This window comes from Vibrio sp. 10N.261.55.F4 (assembly GCF_041470465.1).
GTDB lineage: Bacteria > Pseudomonadota > Gammaproteobacteria > Enterobacterales > Vibrionaceae > Vibrio > Vibrio crassostreae_C.
Genome location: NZ_JBFRMM010000004.1, coordinates 28,527 through 46,912, shown reverse-complemented (window position 1 = coordinate 46,912; position 18,386 = coordinate 28,527). Strand labels below are relative to the sequence as shown.

At 44.7% G+C, this 18,386-nt stretch carries 15 protein-coding genes; 10 read left to right on the top strand and 5 right to left on the bottom strand.

Going from position 1 to position 18,386, the window contains the following annotated elements:
* Nucleotides 1-50: 50 nt before the first annotated feature.
* Nucleotides 51-872 (top strand): prolipoprotein diacylglyceryl transferase, encoded by an 822-nt coding sequence (gene lgt / locus AB4249_RS03865; RefSeq protein WP_017059338.1) that lies wholly within the window; start codon nt 51-53, stop codon nt 870-872.
* A gap of 9 nt (nt 873-881) precedes the next feature.
* Complete coding sequence (locus AB4249_RS03860) at nt 882-1,733, top strand: thymidylate synthase (RefSeq protein ID WP_017059339.1); 852 nt, start codon at nt 882-884, stop codon at nt 1,731-1,733.
* Nucleotides 1,734-2,288: 555 nt separating this feature from the next.
* On the opposite strand, the gene AB4249_RS03855 is transcribed toward AB4249_RS03860, so the two are convergent.
* On the bottom strand, nt 2,289-3,434 hold the full coding sequence (locus tag AB4249_RS03855) for a Na/Pi symporter (RefSeq protein ID WP_372102340.1): 1,146 nt from the start codon (nt 3,432-3,434) through the stop codon (nt 2,289-2,291).
* A gap of 389 nt (nt 3,435-3,823) precedes the next feature.
* Between AB4249_RS03855 and nhaR the strand changes: the two genes are divergently transcribed.
* Both nhaR and AB4249_RS03845 read left to right on the top strand, forming a co-directional pair.
* Nucleotides 3,824-4,714, top strand: a complete 891-nt coding sequence (gene nhaR, locus AB4249_RS03850; RefSeq protein WP_017059341.1) for a transcriptional activator NhaR — start codon at nt 3,824-3,826, stop codon at nt 4,712-4,714.
* Nucleotides 4,715-4,814: 100 nt separating this feature from the next.
* A complete protein-coding gene (locus tag AB4249_RS03845; RefSeq protein ID WP_004735028.1) occupies nt 4,815-5,108 on the top strand; it encodes a metalloregulator ArsR/SmtB family transcription factor in 294 nt (97 codons plus the stop codon).
* Nucleotides 5,109-5,385: 277 nt separating this feature from the next.
* Here AB4249_RS03845 and rpsT read toward each other — a convergent pair whose 3' ends face one another.
* Nucleotides 5,386-5,646, bottom strand: a complete 261-nt coding sequence (gene rpsT, locus AB4249_RS03840; protein WP_004739529.1) for a 30S ribosomal protein S20 — start codon at nt 5,644-5,646, stop codon at nt 5,386-5,388.
* A gap of 251 nt (nt 5,647-5,897) precedes the next feature.
* On the opposite strand from rpsT, the gene murJ reads away from it, so the two are divergent.
* The 6 genes from murJ to ispH all read left to right on the top strand — a co-directional run bounded on the left by murJ (nt 5,898) and on the right by ispH (nt 13,758).
* Nucleotides 5,898-7,460, top strand: coding sequence for a murein biosynthesis integral membrane protein MurJ (gene murJ, locus AB4249_RS03835; RefSeq protein ID WP_032547643.1), 1,563 nt, complete (start codon nt 5,898-5,900; stop codon nt 7,458-7,460).
* Between the two features lie 70 nt (nt 7,461-7,530).
* On the top strand, nt 7,531-8,466 hold the full coding sequence (gene ribF / locus AB4249_RS03830; protein ID WP_017062867.1) for a bifunctional riboflavin kinase/FAD synthetase: 936 nt from the start codon (nt 7,531-7,533) through the stop codon (nt 8,464-8,466).
* A 63-nt stretch (nt 8,467-8,529) separates the two neighbouring features.
* Nucleotides 8,530-11,406: an isoleucine--tRNA ligase gene (gene ileS / locus AB4249_RS03825; RefSeq protein ID WP_017059344.1), complete on the top strand. Its 2,877-nt coding sequence runs from the start codon at nt 8,530-8,532 to the stop codon at nt 11,404-11,406.
* Between the two features lie 157 nt (nt 11,407-11,563).
* The gene (gene lspA, locus AB4249_RS03820; protein WP_004739521.1) at nt 11,564-12,064 is read left to right on the top strand and encodes a signal peptidase II; all 501 of its coding nucleotides are present in this window, start codon (nt 11,564-11,566) and stop codon (nt 12,062-12,064) included.
* Nucleotides 12,065-12,213: 149 nt separating this feature from the next.
* On the top strand, nt 12,214-12,645 hold the full coding sequence (gene fkpB / locus AB4249_RS03815) for an FKBP-type peptidyl-prolyl cis-trans isomerase (RefSeq protein ID WP_102332782.1): 432 nt from the start codon (nt 12,214-12,216) through the stop codon (nt 12,643-12,645).
* 156 nt (nt 12,646-12,801) lie between these two features.
* A complete protein-coding gene (gene ispH, locus AB4249_RS03810) occupies nt 12,802-13,758 on the top strand; it encodes a 4-hydroxy-3-methylbut-2-enyl diphosphate reductase (RefSeq protein ID WP_029235087.1) in 957 nt (318 codons plus the stop codon).
* Nucleotides 13,759-13,897: 139 nt separating this feature from the next.
* On the opposite strand, the gene btsR is transcribed toward ispH, so the two are convergent.
* The 3 genes from btsR to AB4249_RS03795 all read right to left on the bottom strand — a co-directional run bounded on the left by btsR (nt 13,898) and on the right by AB4249_RS03795 (nt 18,160).
* Nucleotides 13,898-14,629: a two-component system response regulator BtsR gene (gene btsR, locus AB4249_RS03805; protein ID WP_055319044.1), complete on the bottom strand. Its 732-nt coding sequence runs from the start codon at nt 14,627-14,629 to the stop codon at nt 13,898-13,900.
* Between the two features lie 105 nt (nt 14,630-14,734).
* Entirely contained in the window at nt 14,735-16,405 is a 1,671-nt protein-coding gene (locus AB4249_RS03800) for a LytS/YhcK type 5TM receptor domain-containing protein (RefSeq protein ID WP_371724419.1), read from the bottom strand.
* Nucleotides 16,406-16,669: 264 nt separating this feature from the next.
* Entirely contained in the window at nt 16,670-18,160 is a 1,491-nt protein-coding gene (locus AB4249_RS03795; protein WP_017062863.1) for a carbon starvation protein A, read from the bottom strand.
* Nucleotides 18,161-18,386 lie beyond the last annotated feature (226 nt).

Sequence of the window (18,386 nt, the reverse complement as noted above, 5' to 3'; positions counted from 1 at the left end):
TCTGTTAGTCATTGAGCTAACCGTTAATCAATTTAGATAGAGAGCCAAGTATGTCTCAGGGTTTTATCGAATTCCCAAATATCGATCCTGTTCTTATTGAACTAGGACCAATCTCAGTTCGTTGGTACGGCCTAATGTACCTTGTCGGTTTTATGTTTGCTCTTTGGTTAGCAAATCGCCGAGCTGATCAACCGGGTAGTGGTTGGACTCGAGAGCAAGTATCAGACTTACTGTTTGCTGGCTTTCTAGGTGTGGTGTTGGGTGGTCGTATTGGCTACGTACTTTTCTACAACTTTGACCTTTTCCTAGCAGACCCACTGTACCTATTTAAGGTATGGACTGGCGGTATGTCTTTCCACGGTGGCTTGCTGGGTGTTATCACCGCAATGTTCTGGTATGCGAAAAAGAATGGTCGCACCTTCTTTGGCGTGGCAGACATGATTGCACCACTCGTCCCATTTGGTTTAGGTATGGGCCGTCTAGGTAACTTCATGAACAGCGAGCTTTGGGGCCGTGTGACTGATGTGCCATGGGCGATTGTGTTCCCTAACGGTGGTCCACTTCCTCGTCACCCATCTCAACTTTACGAGATGGCGCTTGAAGGTATCGTGCTGTTCTTCATCTTGAACTGGTTTATCAAAAAGCCGCGTCCTCTTGGTTCTGTATCAGGGTTATTCCTAGCTGGATATGGTACATTCCGCTTCTTAGTAGAATACGTACGTGAACCTGATGCTCACCTAGGTTTGTTCGGTGGGTTTATCTCTATGGGACAAATTTTGTCACTGCCAATGGTTATCATCGGTGTGCTGATGATGGTGTGGGCATACAAGCGTGGTCACTACAAAGACGAATTACCACAACAAACGAAGTAAGGAATTGGTGTGAAACAGTATTTAGATCTCTGTCAGCGTATCGTTGATGACGGTACTTGGATTGAAAATGAACGCACGGGCAAGCGTTGCCTAACCGTGATCAATGCTGACCTTGAATATGATGTTGGTAATAACCAATTCCCACTGGTAACAACGCGTAAGAGTTTTTGGAAAGCCGCAGTTGCTGAGCTGCTTGGCTATATCCGTGGTTACGACAATGCTGAAGATTTTCGTAAGCTAGGGACTAAAACTTGGGATGCGAATTCCAACCTGAATGAAGCATGGCTGAATAACCCTTACCGCAAGGGTGAAGATGACATGGGCCGTGTTTATGGCGTTCAAGGACGTGCATGGGCAAAACCTGACGGCGGTCATATCGACCAACTGAAGAAGATTGTTGATGATCTAACTAACGGTATTGATGACCGCGGCGAGATCTTAAACTTCTACAACCCAGGTGAGTTCCACATGGGATGTTTGCGTCCGTGTATGTACAGCCATCACTTCTCACTACTTGGTGATACTCTGTACCTAAACAGCACTCAGCGCTCTTGCGATGTACCCCTAGGCCTGAACTTCAACATGGTTCAAGTGTATGTCTTCCTAGCTATCATGGCGCAAATCACGGGTAAGAAAGCTGGCGTGGCTTACCATAAGCTAGTAAATGCTCATATTTACGAAGATCAACTTGCACCTATGCGTGATATCCAGTTAAAGCGTGAGCCGTTAGCTGGCCCAACATTCCATATCAATCCTCAGATTAAGTCTCTAGAAGATTTGGAAACATGGGTAACGATGGATGACTTCTGGGTTGAAGGTTACGAATGCCACGAAGCGATTAAGTACCCATTCTCGGTTTAATCTCACTCGCTTTGTTTGATTGAAAGGCTGCCTCTGTGCAGCCTTTTTTGTATCTAAGTTACAGTGACGAGTAATCGAGATTCGAAGAGCAGAGAAATCATATGCTGTGTGATGCTTTATGTTACTCGTATACTCTCAACGCGCATTGGCTCTTTCTCTTCGATACTCGCTTACACGCATCTCGAATCTTTTTTCGATTCATCATTCCCTAGACTGACGAAGGAAGGAGTTGGGAGTCTCTTTCGTGGTGTGTTTGTGGGATTCCCTATCACGCTCGTTCCTCGCTGTAGGGAATGACGGAAATATATAGATGTGGGTAAACGAGATGCGGGATACGAAGAGCTAGAACGGACTTCTTTGGTGAGTAATGCTTACCTTACCGATTTACTCTTATATCGTATCAGTTTCAGCTCTTGTCACAAGCTTACTCATATCTCGAATTTGATTTTAGCTCTTCGTTACTCGTTTACCCGAATCCCGTATCTGCTCTTAAAAAGAAAAAGCCCGCAACCTAGGAGGTAGCGGGCTTTGCTATAAGCGATGTTTATTTTGCTATTAAGCGGTAAGAGCTAACACGCTACCAGGCAGTACAAGGAATACCGCAACAAGGTAACCAGCCACTACAGCTTTGTTCTTCACAGCCATGTCTGAAATCATGTCTGCCGCTTTAACTGGAAGTTCACGTAGGAACGGGATACCGAAGATGAATACCGTTGACATGATGTTGAACACCAAGTGTACTAGAGCAATTTGTAGTGCAAATACTGCGAACTCACCAGACACTGCTGTAGCTGCAAGTAGAGCCGTAATACATGTACCGATGTTTGCACCCAGAGTGAATGGGTAAACGTCACGTACTTTAAGAACACCTGAACCTACTAGTGGAACCATCAAGCTTGTTGTCGTAGAAGAAGACTGAACAAGGATAGTCACGATAGAGCCAGAAGCGATACCGTGGATTGGACCACGACCGATTGCGTTCTTTAGAATCTCACGAGCACGACCAACCATTAGGCTCTTCATCAGCTTACCCATTACAGTAATAGCTACGAAGATAGTTGTGATACCTAGAGCGATAAGCATGATGCCGCCAACAGTGTCGCCAAACGTTGATAGTGGTTCTTTAATCGCACTTACAACAGGCTTAGTGATTGGCTTGATGAAGTTAAGACCACCCATGCTCATATCACCTGTTGCTAGCATCGGTGATACTAACCAGTGAGAAATTTTCTCTAGAATTCCAAACGCCATCTCTAGTGGTAGGAAGATAGCAACGGCTAATAGGTTAAAGAAGTCGTGGATTGTCGCACTTGCGAATGCACGTTTGAACTCTTCTTTACAACGAACGTGACCAAGGCTAACTAGCGTATTGGTTACCGTAGTACCAATGTTAGCACCCATGATCATAGGAATTGCTAGCTCAACAGGTAAACCACCTGCCACAAGGCCAACGATAATTGAAGTAACTGTACTTGATGATTGAATAAGCGCTGTTGCTACTAAACCAATCATTAAGCCTGCAACTGGGTGTGAAGCAAATTCGAAAAGAACCTTTGCTTGCTCGCCTGTTGCCCATTTGAAGCCTGTACCAACCATTGAAACTGAAAGTAATAGTAGGTAAAGCATGAATGCCAAGTTAGCCCAGCGTAGCCAACGAGTAGTGCTCGAGATAGGCGCTGCTGCAGTAGTAGCTTGGTTCATAATGTTTTCTCCATTGGACCGTTTAAGTCTGTGTTTGGTCTGTTTGTTTAATCTGAGCGTGATGTTAGAGGGGAAATATTTCAGTAATATTACATTTTGGTTTAGGTGCGACTTTTTTGTGATGATTTACTCTTTAAATATTCCAATTGCTAATGTGGTTGTTTTAAGTTGTTGTTTTAAGTTGTTTTTTAATGGAAATTCTATAGGTGATATAGATCTTAAAAGTTAGAAAAAAATTGAAAATAATCGATGAAATATTACATTATGAAATCAGACACTTCGAAAAAATAAGTGGTAAATCTATGTTTGGTTAGGTTTTTCCGAGTTTGTTGAGTGGCGGTGTCATATTTGATATAAAAGGGTATCTACTCTTTTATTACGGCACATCTATGTCGCATCTCAACTACAACCATCTGTATTACTTCTGGATGGTTTGCAAGCAAGGCTCTGTTACTAAAGCTGCAGAAGCCCTATTCCTAACACCACAAACGGTAACGGGGCAGATAAAAGCCTTAGAAGAACGCATGGATGGCAAGTTGACCAAGCGTAATGGCCGAAGTGTTGAGCCTACAGAGCTTGGGCAACTGGTCTTTAAATATGCCGATCGTATGTTTGGCCTGAGTTACGAGATGCTGGACATCGTGAATTACAGCCAGCACTCCAATATTCTGTTTGATGTTGGCGTCGCGGATGCGCTCTCTAAAAGACTCGTCAGTAAGATACTGATGTCGACCATCCCTCCAGATAACAGCATTCACTTGCGCTGTTTTGAATCGACCCATGAAATGCTACTTGAGCAACTCTCTCAACATAAGCTCGATATGATTTTGTCTGACTGTCCGGTGGACTCTAGTCAAAGCCCGGGCCTGTTCAGTAAAAAGCTGGGTGAGAGTGGAATGAGCTTTTTTAGTTCAGGTCAGGTTGAAGGGGTTAATTTCCCTGCTGTATTGGAGCAAAGAAAGCTTTTGATCCCTGGCAGCCGAACCTCAATGGGTCGTAAAGTGCTGCAATGGTTTGATAGACAAGGGCTTAAGCCAGATATTTTAGGTGAGTTTGATGATGCCGCATTGATGAAGGCTTTTGCTCGTTACCATCATGACGTAATATTTTTAGCACCGACGATTTATATGTCTGAAGTGGAAGACGACACATCACTGCAACTATTAGGCGGTATTGAAGAGTTAAAAGAGGAGTACTACGTCATATTTGCTGAGAGGATGATCCAACATCCAGCAGTAAAAAACGTATGTGACGCAGATTTTAGCAAATTGTTCGAGTGAGATAGTTTGTTAATGAATTGATATCGATTATCATAACTCCGCAATATGCCGGAAATACTGATAGCCCGTAGTTGGCGTAAAGGTTGTAGGGAGCCAAACTATGAACTTAAAAGAGATGGAGAAGAACTCAGCACAAGCTGTGATTCTACTCAAAGCCATGGCTAACGAGCGTCGCTTACAGATTTTGTGCCTATTACATGGCACTGAACTGTCGGTTGGGGAGTTGTGTGGCAAGTTGGAACTGAGTCAGTCTGCTTTATCTCAACATCTTGCTTGGTTGAGAAGAGATGGTTTGGTCGAAACTCGCAAAGAAGCTCAAACTGTGTATTACACATTGAGTAGTGAAGAAGTAAAAGCGATGATTAACCTACTGCATGGTATTTACTGCAAGTAGCTTATTGCTGGTGGGAGGGGGATTTCTTATCAGCGATAGAATGACACAAGGAAGTGTTAGCATTTCACATTGAACGTTAGTGTTTACCTATCTATCTACGTACCAATTTGCTTCTCTATTTATTTTTCTGATTGTTTGTTTTATCTATCTGCTTAAATTGTTTATCGGTCAGAAAAACGGCTGTTAGCACGTAAAATAAAAGCGTTACTCAAAATTTAGATATAAAAAAACCGGCCTAGGCCGGTTTTTTTCGTTTTGCGTTGTAATCAAATTTCTATTAAAGAGCTTTGATTGCAGCAGCGAAACGAGACTTATGACGTGCAGCTTTATTCTTATGAATAAGGCCTTTAGTCGCCATACGGTCAAGAAGTGGTGTAACTTCTACAAGAGCAGCAGTTGCAGCTTCTTTATCACCAGCTGCGATAGCTGCGATAGTCTTTTTCATGTAAGTGCGCATCATAGAACGACGGCTAGCATTGTGCTGGCGACGTTTCTCAGCTTGGATAGCGCGCTTCTTAGCAGATTTACTGTTTGCCAAGGGTCTAACTCCCAAAAACTTAGTTCGGTGACAATTTAAGGGCGAGGACTATCCCTCATTAGCGCTTAATTGTCAAATGATTTGTGCAAAAACCAATCGTAGCCAAACAAACTTTGGTATGGAAAGGTCATCGCGGTTAAGATGGCGGGGATTCTAACAGCATTTTTAGACCAATGCTAATAAATATGCTTCTTAGGACAGGATAGTATTTATCCTCGCTTGAAAGTAATCAACCAGTGTCAGAGGTTTCTGTGAGTAAACGACTATTAAAGTCAGGCCTGATTGTCAGCGCAATGACTTTTGTTTCCCGTGTATTGGGGCTAGTACGTGATGTAGTAGTAGCAAATTTGATGGGGGCAGGAGCGAGTGCCGACGTATTTTTCTTCGCTAATAAAATTCCTAATTTCTTACGTCGACTTTTTGCAGAAGGTGCGTTTTCTCAAGCGTTTGTTCCTGTATTAACGGAATATCACGCCGCAGGTGATAAAGATAAGACACGAGATTTAATTGCTAAGGTGTCGGGGACGCTCGGGGTTTTAGTTTCTATTGTCACCGTCATCGGGGTATTGGGCTCTGGCGTGATCACCGCGATGTTTGGTGCGGGTTGGTTTATCGACTGGCTAAATGATGGCCCATCAGCACCCAAATTTGAGCTAGCGAGCTTTATGCTCAAGATTACCTTTCCTTATTTATGGTTTATCACCTTCGTCGCTTTATCTGGTGCCATTCTTAATACATTAGGTAAATTTGCGGTCTCTTCTTTTACTCCTGTGTTCTTGAACGTGATGATCATAGGCGCTGCATGGTTTATCTCACCTAATTTAGAACAACCAGAAATTGGTTTGGCTATTGGTGTGTTTCTTGGTGGCTTAGTCCAATTCCTTTTCCAAATGCCTTTCTTGATCAAAGCGGGTGTGTTGGTTAAGCCGAAGTGGGGATGGAGAGACCCGGGTGTGGTTAAGATCCGCACATTAATGATCCCTGCTCTGTTCGGTGTATCGGTCAGCCAAATCAACTTATTGTTTGATACCTTTATTGCCAGCTTCCTCGCAACAGGCTCTATCAGTTGGTTGTACTACTCAGACCGACTGCTTGAATTTCCTCTCGGTTTATTCGGTATCGCGATTGCGACTGTGATTCTTCCTGCTTTGTCTCGTAAACACGTAGATGCTCAAGGGGAAGGGTTCGCGCATACCATGGATTGGGGCGTGCGCATGGTGTTGCTGCTCGGTATTCCTGCGATGTTAGGTCTTATCGTTTTAGCTAAACCCATGTTGATGGTGCTATTTATGCGTGGTGAGTTCTCTCCACACGATGTACAGCAAGCATCGATGTCATTGGTAGCTTACGCATCAGGCTTGCTTAATTTCATGCTGATTAAAGTTTTAGCTCCGGGCTATTACTCTCGCCAAGATACCAAAACACCGGTTAAGTACGGCATTATCGCTATGGTGACCAATATGGTGTTTAACGCGATCTTTGCTTGTTTTTATGGCTATGTGGGTTTGGCGATTGCGACGGCACTGTCTGCCTTTGTGAATATGGCCTTGTTATATCGAGGATTGCACCTTGCGGGTGTGTATCAATTAACTAAGACAACCTTGTTGTTCAGTGCCAAATTAATTATCTCAGGTGTGGTGATGGTAGCGGCTATTTTATGGCAGCTGGATAATATGCAACATTGGCTTGAATGGAGCTTTAGCCAGAGAGCGCTGACATTAACTGGCTTGATTGGACTTGGTGGCTTTGTTTATATTGTTTCGGTACTGATTTTAGGTATCCGAGTAAAACATTTAAAAGCAGCGACAGATTAATACTGATTAGTATATAATCCGTCGGTTTCACACAATAAATGATGCAAATAACAGGTTTTAGCTGATCATAATGGAACTGATCCGAGGTATACACAATATTAAAGCGCAGCATCATGGCTGTGTATTAACCATAGGTAACTTCGATGGTGTTCATTTAGGACATCAAGAGGTTTTGAGTCAGGTTTCTAAACAAGCTGCAGCATTAGGGCTACCTTCTGTTGTTATGACGTTTGAACCGCAGCCTATGGAGCTGTTTGCCCGAGATAGAGCGCCAGCACGTTTAACTCGTTTACGAGACAAATACGTGCAACTGAGTAAGCTAGATATCAGTCGCTTATTGTGTGTTAATTTTAATCAGTATTTTGCAAGTTTATCCGCGGAAGCATTCATTAAGGATCTTTTGGTTGATAAGCTTGGTGTGAAGTTCTTGGTGGTTGGTGACGATTTTTGCTTTGGTAAAGGTCGTACCGGTAATTTCGCTATGCTCAAAGAGGCGGGCGAGAAGTACGGTTTTGAGGTGGTCAGCACCCAAAGCTATTGCTTAAACCAATTACGAGTAAGCAGTACTGAGATACGAAATGCATTAGCGGTCGATGACTTGGCTGCAAGTGCTACCATGTTAGGACGTGATTACAGTATTAGTGGTCGAGTGTCCCATGGTCGAAAACTAGGGAGAACTATCGGTTTCCCTACCGCTAATATTCCATTAAAGCGTTGTGTTTCTCCTGTATCGGGAGTGTATGTTGTTGAAGCTTTGGATATCGACGGTGTTCCTGTCGGTGGCGTTGCTAATATTGGACAACGACCAACAGTTAATGGGGTAAGGCAGCAATTGGAAGTGCATTTTTTTGACTTTAAAGCCAATTTATATGGTAAACAGTTAGAAGTACGACTTTTGCACAAACTGCGCGACGAGATAAAATTTGAATCGTTCGACGCACTAAAGAATCAAATAGAATTGGATGCTGAAGCCGCAAGGGTGTGGCTGCTTCAGCTAAAGAATTAATCGGATGATTCCACCGATTAACATAATGTCTAACTTCGCCCAATATAACGGAATTAAGAATCGATGAGTGATTATAAAGATACCCTGAACTTACCAGAAACAGGGTTCCCAATGCGCGGCAATCTGGCAAATCGTGAGCCAGAAATGCTGAAGCGTTGGTACAAAGAAGATCTTTACGGCGAAATCCGTAAGGCAAAGAAAGGTAAAAAATCTTTCGTACTGCATGATGGCCCTCCATACGCGAACGGCGATATTCACATTGGCCACGCGCTGAATAAGATTCTTAAAGACATTATTATCAAATCTAAGACCCTTTCTGGTTTTGATGCACCGTACATCCCTGGTTGGGACTGTCACGGTCTTCCAATCGAGCTAATGGTTGAGAAGAAGAAAGGTAAGCCTGGTCAGAAGATTTCGGCGGCTGAATTCCGCGAAGAGTGTCGAAAGTACGCTGCGGGTCAAGTTGAAGGTCAGAAAGAGAGCTTCAAACGTCTTGGCATCATGGGCGAGTGGGACAAACCTTATCGCACTATGGATTTTGGCACAGAAGCGAACATCATTCGTTCTCTTGGCAAAATCGCAGACAAAGGTCACCTTCTTAAAGGTTTCAAACCCGTTCACTGGTGTACTGATTGTGGTTCTGCTCTGGCTGAAGCTGAAGTTGAATACAAAGATAAAGTTTCTCCATCTATCGATGTGAAATTTACAGCAGCTGACGAAGCGGCGCTTCTAGAGAAATTTACTCTAGCTGAAGGTCATGCGGGTCAAGGCGAAATTTCTATCGTTATCTGGACAACAACACCATGGACTCTGCCTGCTAACCGCGCAGTATGTCTACGTGATGATCTTGAATACGTGCTTATCCAAGTTGAAGCGAATGGCGACCAGCCTGCTCAACGTATCGTTGTTGCTTCTGAACTAGCAAAAGACGTAATGGATCGTGCAGGTATCGAGCACTTCCACAACCTTGGTTTTGCTACAGGTGCTGATCTTGAGCTTTCTCAGTTCAACCACCCGTTCTACGACTTTACTGTTCCTGCAGTTCTTGGCGATCACGTAACAACAGATTCAGGTACTGGTGTGGTTCACACTGCGCCTGGTCACGGTCAAGAAGATTTCGTGGTTGGTAAAAAGTACAACCTAGAAATCGCTAACCCAGTTGGTTCTAACGGCGTTTACCTGCCAGATACAGAGCTATTTGCTGGTCAGCACGTATTCAAAGCGAACGACTCTGTTTTAGAAGTTCTAAAAGAGAAAGGTGCACTTCTGCATCACCACGCTTACGAGCACAGCTACCCACACTGTTGGAGACACAAAACTCCAATCATCTTCCGCGCAACACCACAATGGTTCATCTCTATGGATCAAGCTGGCCTACGTGCTAAAGCACTAGAGTCAATCAAGAGTGTTGAGTGGTTGCCTGAATGGGGTCAAAGCCGTATCGAAGGCATGGTTGAAGGTCGTCCTGAGTGGTGTATCTCTCGTCAACGTACTTGGGGTGTGCCAATTGCTTTGTTTGTTCATAAAGAAACAGCAGAACTTCACCCAGAAAGCCCAGCGCTTATTGAAAAAGTTGCGAAGCTAGTTGAAGAGAAAGGCATTCAAGCTTGGTGGGATGTAGACGCTGCTGAACTTATGGGCGCAGAAGACGCTGATAAGTACGAAAAAGTAATGGATACGCTAGACGTATGGTTCGACTCAGGTGTTACGCACTTCTCTGTTGTTGATTCTCGTGAAGAGTACAACTTCCCGAACGAAGAGCGCACTCACAGTGCTGATCTTTACCTTGAAGGTTCAGACCAACACCGTGGCTGGTTCCAGTCTTCTCTAATTTCATCTATCGCGATGAAAGACGAAGCACCGTACAAGCAAGTACTAACGCACGGTTTCGTAGTGGATGGTAACGGCCGTAAGATGTCTAAATCTATCGGTAACGTTGTTGCTCCTAAAGACGTAACCAACAAGCTAGGTGCAGATATCCTGCGTCTATGGGTTGCTTCTACAGACTACACGGGTGAAGTTGCGGTTTCTGATGAAATCCTGAAGCGTTCAGCGGATGCTTACCGTCGTATTCGTAACACGGCTCGTTTCTTCCTAGCGAACTTGAACGGTTTCAACCCTGAAACTGACCTAGTTCCTGCTGAAGAGATGGTTGCACTTGATCGCTGGGCTGTTGGCCGTGCTCAAGCTGCACAAGAAGAGATTGTTAAAGCATACGGCGAGTACAACACTCACGGTGTGACTCAACGTCTAATGCAGTTCTGTTCTATCGAAATGGGTTCTTTCTACCTAGACGTAATCAAAGACCGTCAGTACACAGCGAAGCAGGGCAGCCATGCTCAACGTAGCTGTCAAACGGCGCTTTACTACATCGTAGAAGCTCTAGTTCGTTGGATGGCACCTATCATGTCGTTCACTGCAGATGAAATTTGGAACGAAATGCCAAGCTCTTTACCAACTGGAGAGCAGCGCGACACGTTCGTATTCACAGGTGAGTGGTTCGAAGGTCTATTTGGTCTTGCAGAAGGCGAAGAGCTAAGCAACGAATTCTGGACTGAAATCCAGTCTGTTCGTGGCGCAGTGAACAAGCTTCTTGAAGATGCTCGTAAAGAGAAAACGATCGGTGGTGCACTGCAAGCTGAAGTTACTCTATACGCTGACGATGCACTAGCGGCTAAAATCAACAAGCTAGAAGATGAGCTACGTTTCGTACTTATCACCTCTGCAGCTGTTGTTAAGCCACTGAGCGAGAAGTCTGATGCAGCGCAAGCGACAGACGTTGCTGGTCTATTCGTTGAAGTTGCGGCTACTGAAGCTGAGAAGTGTGACCGTTGCTGGCACCACACTCCAGATGTAGGCACTATCGAAGGTCACGAGAAAGTTTGTGGTCGTTGTGTGTCGAACATCGACGGTGAAGGCGAAGTGCGTAAGTTCGCATAACGACTCAGAGAAAGACTGAACTTTTTGTGAAAATCATAGCCCCAGTATCAACTGGGGTTATTTTTAGTTATAGGAAATGTGTTTAACCAAGTTGGTAATCAAGGTCACGTAAGGTGACTAACAATGAATACCAACTTCGTAAATACTAGGAATAGAAATGAGTGAAGTTTCGTTAAAACAATCTGGTGTACGTTGGTTATGGCTGGCTCTATTGGTCTTCTTGGCTGATATCGGCATTAAACTCTTTGTCATGGACAATATGGGTTATGGTTGGGCAAACCGTATTGAGGTGCTGCCATTCTTTAACTTTTTGTACGTGCATAACTACGGTGCAGCGTTTAGCTTCTTGAGTGATCAAAGTGGTTGGCAGCGTTGGTTATTTACGGGTATCGCATTTGCGGTAACAGGTATGCTGACGTACTGGATGAGCAAACTACCAGCAACAGAGAAGTGGAATAACATTGCTTATGCGATCATCATTGGTGGTGCAGTAGGTAATGTGTTTGACCGAGTCGTACATGGCTTTGTTGTCGATTACTTAGACTTCTACTGGGGCACTTACCACTGGCCTGCATTTAACTTAGCGGATATGGGAATCTGTATCGGTGCTGCGATGATCATCTTAGATGGTTTCCGTAAGAAAGACGAAAGCAAATAGCTTGCTTCAAAGTCAGTCTATGACTCACAGAATAGAATAGCCCTAAGCGCTGTCGGTTGATTCCGACGGCGCTTTTTTTTATGCTTCAGTCAACAAGGAAGCAAAGCACAGCGCATCCTCAAATAATAAAGAAGTCTAAGGAAAGTAACGTGGCAGCAATTAAAAATGATTCAGCAGTAACTCTACATTTTACGATTAAAATGAAGGATGGTTCAGTTGCCGATAGTACGGAGAACATGGGCAAACCAGCGAAGTTCGTCATGGGTGATGGCAGCCTAAGTGAGAACTTTGAAGCGTGCTTACTTGGACTTGAAGCCGGCACTGAAAAGTCTATCGAACTGAAGGCGGAAGACGCGTTTGGTATGCCAAACCCAGATCATATTCACTATATGGATCGTGCTAAGTTTGTTGGCGACTCTGAAGTTGAAGTGGGCACTATCATGGCATTTTCAGGTCCTGACGGTATTGAAATTCCAGGTATTATTACTGAGATCGCAGGTGATTCAGTGACGGTTGATTTTAATCACCCACTCGCTGGTCAAGACGTTAGCTTTGACGTCAATATCTTAACGGTAGAATAACTCTCATAACGTTAGAATAGCTGTCTTCACGCTAGAATAAGATAGCCTTACAGCTGTGATCTCACCCAGAGCTTCACTGTCTAGACGCTTCACTGTAGAATGCGAACCTCGCTGACGGCGAACTCTATAGAAGCAACCTTAGTACCGCGGTAAATGATGAGCAATGAAATGAAAATAATGTTAGCTAACCCTCGTGGCTTTTGTGCCGGTGTCGATCGTGCGATCAGCATCGTAGAGCGTGCACTCGAAATGTATCAGCCACCGATCTATGTTCGCCATGAAGTGGTACACAACCGCTTTGTTGTTGAGGGGCTCAAGCAGCGTGGTGCTATTTTTGTCGAAGAACTGAGTGAGGTGCCAGACGACAACATCGTGATCTTTTCGGCTCACGGTGTTTCTCAAGCGGTTCGTAAAGAAGCGAAAGAGCGTGAGTTAACGGTATTTGATGCGACGTGTCCTTTGGTGACTAAAGTTCATATGGAGGTTGCTCGTGCGAGCCGCAAACATATGGAAGTGGTACTGATTGGCCACGCAGGTCACCCTGAAGTGGAAGGCACTATGGGTCAGTACGCGAGCCAAACTGGTGGTATGTACTTGGTTGAAAGACCAGAGGACGTACAGAACCTCGTGGTGAATGATCCAAGTAACCTGCACTATGTTAGCCAAACTACGCTATCAGTAGATGAAACTGCAGATGTGATTGAAGAGCTACGTCGAGTGTTCCCTGAGATTCAAGGCCCACGTAAAGACGACATCTGTTACGCGACTCAAAACCGTCAAGACGCTGTGCGTGAGATGGCGAATGACGTTGATGTGGTGATAGTGGTTGGTTCTAAGAACTCATCGAATTCAACTCGTCTAAAAGAGCTAGCTGAGAAACTAGGCACACCAGGCTACCTAACTGACTGTCCTGAAGACATTCAAACCGAGTGGGTTGAAGGGAAAAAGAAAATCGGTGTAACAGCCGGTGCTTCTGCTCCTGAAGAGCTGGTAAACCAAATTCTAGATCGTATTCGTGAGCTAGGTGCGACTGACGTTGAAGAGATTCAAGGTCGTGAAGAGAACATGTTCTTTGAAGTACCAAAAGAGCTACAGATTAAGCAAGTCGACTAATCTCTATTGATTGGTGACAAGATCGATGCGTAACACTATCGATTTGCAAACACTATTGATTTGTAAACAGCAGGAAGCCAACGTTGATACGTTGGCTTTTTTGATCGTGCTTTGGAACAAGGCGTCTAATTCTAACGCGTTACTGGAGACCGAGTTGCTCTTTTAAAGTCTTTAAATAACGACGACTCACCGGGACTTCAAAGCCAGTCAGGGTAATGATCTCGGCTAATCCATTCTCTAGCAGTTTGATCTCTTGGATCGATTTTATGTTGATCAAATACTGTCGATGACAGCGGATCAAATCGGTCTTTTCTTCCAAGATCTTCAGGGTTAGTTGCGAGGTTGCTGTTTGTGATGAGCTACGAACATGCACGCCACTGATATCAGAATAGGCGCATTCAACCGTTTGGCTTGCCATGATCACAATGCGGTTATGACCAATACACGGAATCTGCTCTAAGTGGCAGGGAGCAATCGCAGAGATGTCTTGTGCTGGCGCTTTCTGATTCTGCTTGATGACCTTATTCAGACGGCAAACACTCTTGTTTAATCGACAAGGTTCGACGGGTTTGAGTAGGTAGTCAAAGGCATTGTCTTCAAAGGCTTGAATCGCATATTGATCGTAGGCGGTCACAAACACCACATAAGGCATGGTTTCCGGGTCAAGCATGCTCAGCAATTCAATCCCAGTAACCTGAGGCATTTGAATGTCCAAATACACCACGTCAGGCTTGAGAAGGTTGATTTGCTTTAGCCCTTCAATTGCATTACTCGCTTGGCCAATGACTTCCACTTCTCCTGTTTCGGTCAGCAGCTCAATCAGCTCTTCGCGAGCAAAAAGCTCATCATCGATAACTAGTGCCTTTAACATCCTACAATCTTCATCTTGGTTCTATCCCTGCTTGGTTCACGCTTATCTTTTAAATGTCTGGTTCTAAATGTTTCAACTCGGAGCGATCCGTCTCCGAAAATACCATTATTTGAGTATAGGTATGATAAAGCTCATTCGAGTAAATTGCTGTGGTTGAGATTCTATTTTTAGTGCTGAATCTTGTCCAAAGAAATTAGTGAGTCGTTTATCAACAATTTCCATCCCTAATCCTACATGATCTTGAGATGGCTTCTGATAATTACCTGCATTGTCTTCAACGGTTAACTTGAACCCACCCTCGAAAGCCTCGCTAGAGATCTTTACTTTACCGCCTTCCAACATATTAGATATCCCATGTTTGATGGCGTTTTCTACCAGCGGTTGCAGGGTAAAGCTCGGCAATTGAGATTCATATAACTGCGGGTCGATATCCCATTCCACTTCTAGTCGATCGGTAAAGCGTGCTTTCTCTATGGTCAGGTAAGCGTTGACGTGTGCCAGTTCGTCTTTGAGCTTCACGGTGTTGATGTTCTGCTTTAGGTTGCTTCTAAAGAAGTGAGACAGGTGTTGAATCAACTCTCGAGCTTTATCTGGGTCACGACGTGTTACTGCGCTGATAGTATTAAGCGCATTGAACAAGAAGTGCGGGTTCACTTGAGCGTGCAGCAGTTTGATTTCTGCTTGTGTCAGTAGCGTTTGCTGCTGCTGGTAGTTGCTAAATAGGATCTGGCTCGATAATAGTTGAGCGATACCTTCACCCATCGACATATTGATAGTTGAGAATAGTTTCAGCTTTGGCTCATAGAGCTTGATGGTGCCGACCACTTCGTTACCCGCGCGCAATGGAATAATCAACGCAGAACCCAATTTACAATCCTGCGACAAGGAGCATTGGTATGGGTTCTCTTTGCCATCAAGGTAGATGATGTCGTTCTGTTCCATCGAAGTGAGCGTGCTTTGCGATGAAATCGGGGTGTTCGGAATATGGTGTTCATCACCAATACCAACGAACGCGAGGATTTTCTCTCGGTCGGTAATCGCTACCGCCCCTACGTTGGTCTCTTCATAAACGATACGTACGATTTTTTGTGCGTTATCGGAATTGAACCCACCATGCAAAATACCCACCGAACGTTCGGCAATGGTCAGTGCGCGGCGTGAGAAGGTAGCCGAGTACTTTTCGAAGATGGTTTTTCTGTCTTGGATGATGCTCATGAACAGTGCTGCACCGACCGAGTTAGCGATGATCATTGGCGCCGCAATATCGGAGACCAGAGCATAGGATTGTTCGAAGGGTTTTGCGACCGCCAGCAGAATCAGCATCTGAATGATCTCTGCAAACAGGGTTACCGAGAAAACCACTAACGGATTAAACAGTTGGCTGGCTTTGTTCTTTCTCACGAGATAAACGTGTAACAGGCCGCCAATCAAGCCTTCTGCTGTGGTTGAAATCGCACAAGCCAAGTCTGTGAAGCCGCCTAATGAGTAACGGTGAATTCCACCAGTAAAGCCGACGGCAAAGCCAACGACAGGGCCGCCAAACAGACCTCCCATTACCGCACCCATCGCACGCGTGTTGGCGATGGCATCATTGATCTGCAGTCCGAAATAGGTACCCATAATGCAGAACAGGGAGAACAGAACGTAGCAGCTGATCTTATGGCCTAAGCGTGAAGAGATGCTCAACAAAGGGAGAATCAGTGGGGTTTTACTCAGCATGTAAGCAATCACTAAGTAGACGCAGGTTTGTTGCAGCAGAGAGAGAATGAGTTCCATATTTTCACCTATTGAGACGCTTGTTAAGTGTAAAGCTCATTGCTTGGTAACGGTAGCTTTGCTTGTGTTTTCGTAGGTTATATTCGCTTCCCAGAGTCGAAAGCACTAACGCCTGAAAACACTAAAGCCCATCACAGTGGACGGGCTTTAGTCTTAGATTCCACGAATCACTGAGTGATTACGGGAGCAAGCGAAGTTGTGTTTGGCTGTTCTTTTATCTCTTTCTATGAAGATTGGTCTCTTGTTCCCAAGAGCCTTAAAGAACTAGGCTGTTTTGGTGACGCCTTTTGCTTCTTTCTCTTCTTCATCAGCTAGGTCGATATCGCCTTTGCCTTTTGAAATTTTAATAACGTAAGCCGCAACACCTAGCGCACTCACCACACCAATGATGGTTGAGATTTGCATTGGTAGACCGAAGCCCAGTTGGCTGTTGTTCAGGATGAATGTGATACACACAGACGTCATGAAGATAGCTGGAACTGTTGTTACCCAGTGCAGTTTGTTGTGGCGAAGTAGGTAAGCTGAAGCTGTCCACAGCATCATTACGGCTGTTGATTGGTTAGCAAAACCGAAGTAGCGCCAGATGATACCGAAATCAACTTGAGTCAGGATGCCACCGATAACGAACAGTGGTAACGCCATTAGTAGACGGTTACGCAGTGTTTTCTGTTCCATGTTGAAGTATTCAGCAAGGATAAGACGGCTTGAACGGAACGCTGTGTCACCAGAAGTGATTGGTAGGATAACCACGCCAAGGAAAGCAAGGATACCGCCAAATACACCCAGTAGACCAAATGAAGCGCTGTATACCACGTTACCTGGGCCGCCGTTTGCAATTGCGTCAGACAGAGACTCAACCGAACCGAAGAAAGACAGAGCAAGTGCACACCAGATTAGAGCGATGATGCCTTCACCAATCATTGCGCCGTAGAATACGAAGCGACCGTTCTTCTCGTTTTCCATACAACGCGCCATCAGAGGAGACTGAGTGGCGTGGAAGCCAGAGATAGCACCACATGCGATAGTGATGAAGAGAGCAGGCCAAAGTGGTAGGTCATTCGGGTTCATGTTGGTGAACATGTCGCTGATCTCAAAGCCCCCCATGATTTGGTGTTCGTCAGATAGACCAATCGCAGTGATTAGGCCAACAGACATAAAGATAAGCAGTGCACCGAACAGTGGGTAGAAGCGACCAATGATTTTATCGACAGGGACAATCGTTGCGATGATGTAGTAAGCAAAGATGATAACAACCATCGTAGTTGCAGACATCGCGAAATCAGTTTGGTCGTTCACTAGGTTAGTGATCATACCTGCTGGAGCAGATACGAATACCACACCAACAAGAAGCAGTAGAACAATGGCAAAGATGTTCATAAAGTGTTTTGCGCCATTGCCTAGGTAACGTCCAGTGATGGTTGGAACCGAAGCTCCGCCATTACGGATAGATAACATACCTGAGAAGTAGTCGTGTACTGCACCTGCGAAGATACAACCTAGAACGATCCAAAGCATTGCTGCTGGACCATAAAGGGCACCCATGATAGGGCCGAAGATTGGACCTACACCTGCGATGTTAAGCAGCTGAACTAGGTAAACCTTTGGTGTCGACATTGGAACGTAGTCCACGCCATCTTGCTTAGTGTGAGCAGGTGTTTGGCGTTTTTCATTGATACCGAAAATCTTCTCGATAAAGGTACCGTAAATAAAGTAGCCACCAATGAGTGCTGCGACACAGGTAAGAAACCACATCATAATTTGTTATCCCTGAATGTATTAATTAAGTCAGGGTGTATATTAAAGGAGTCGATGAGAAGAAACTTCCGCTACGAGAGTGAGTGGTCGAATAGCCAATTTAGCGGTGTTATAACTGATTTAGTGGTTTGTTCACTGTGCTGAGTGGCCGATATTTCTATCGAGAGGCCTATTAGCTCTATAGAGAGGTTGTTTGAGTTGGCTTAACGGCGACTATTGATTCTGA

Coding starts and splice junctions, on each gene's coding strand:
- lgt (WP_017059338.1), top strand. CDS start 51: ATGTCTCAGGGTTTTATCGAATTCCCAAATATCGATCCTGTTCTTATT.
- AB4249_RS03855 (WP_372102340.1), bottom strand. CDS start 3,434: ATGAACCAAGCTACTACTGCAGCAGCGCCTATCTCGAGCACTACTCGT.
- nhaR (WP_017059341.1), top strand. CDS start 3,824: ATGTCGCATCTCAACTACAACCATCTGTATTACTTCTGGATGGTTTGC.
- AB4249_RS03845 (WP_004735028.1), top strand. CDS start 4,815: ATGAACTTAAAAGAGATGGAGAAGAACTCAGCACAAGCTGTGATTCTA.
- ribF (WP_017062867.1), top strand. CDS start 7,531: ATGGAACTGATCCGAGGTATACACAATATTAAAGCGCAGCATCATGGC.
- ileS (WP_017059344.1), top strand. CDS start 8,530: ATGAGTGATTATAAAGATACCCTGAACTTACCAGAAACAGGGTTCCCA.
- lspA (WP_004739521.1), top strand. CDS start 11,564: ATGAGTGAAGTTTCGTTAAAACAATCTGGTGTACGTTGGTTATGGCTG.
- ispH (WP_029235087.1), top strand. CDS start 12,802: ATGAGCAATGAAATGAAAATAATGTTAGCTAACCCTCGTGGCTTTTGT.
- btsR (WP_055319044.1), bottom strand. CDS start 14,629: ATGTTAAAGGCACTAGTTATCGATGATGAGCTTTTTGCTCGCGAAGAG.
- AB4249_RS03800 (WP_371724419.1), bottom strand. CDS start 16,405: ATGGAACTCATTCTCTCTCTGCTGCAACAAACCTGCGTCTACTTAGTG.
- AB4249_RS03795 (WP_017062863.1), bottom strand. CDS start 18,160: ATGATGTGGTTTCTTACCTGTGTCGCAGCACTCATTGGTGGCTACTTT.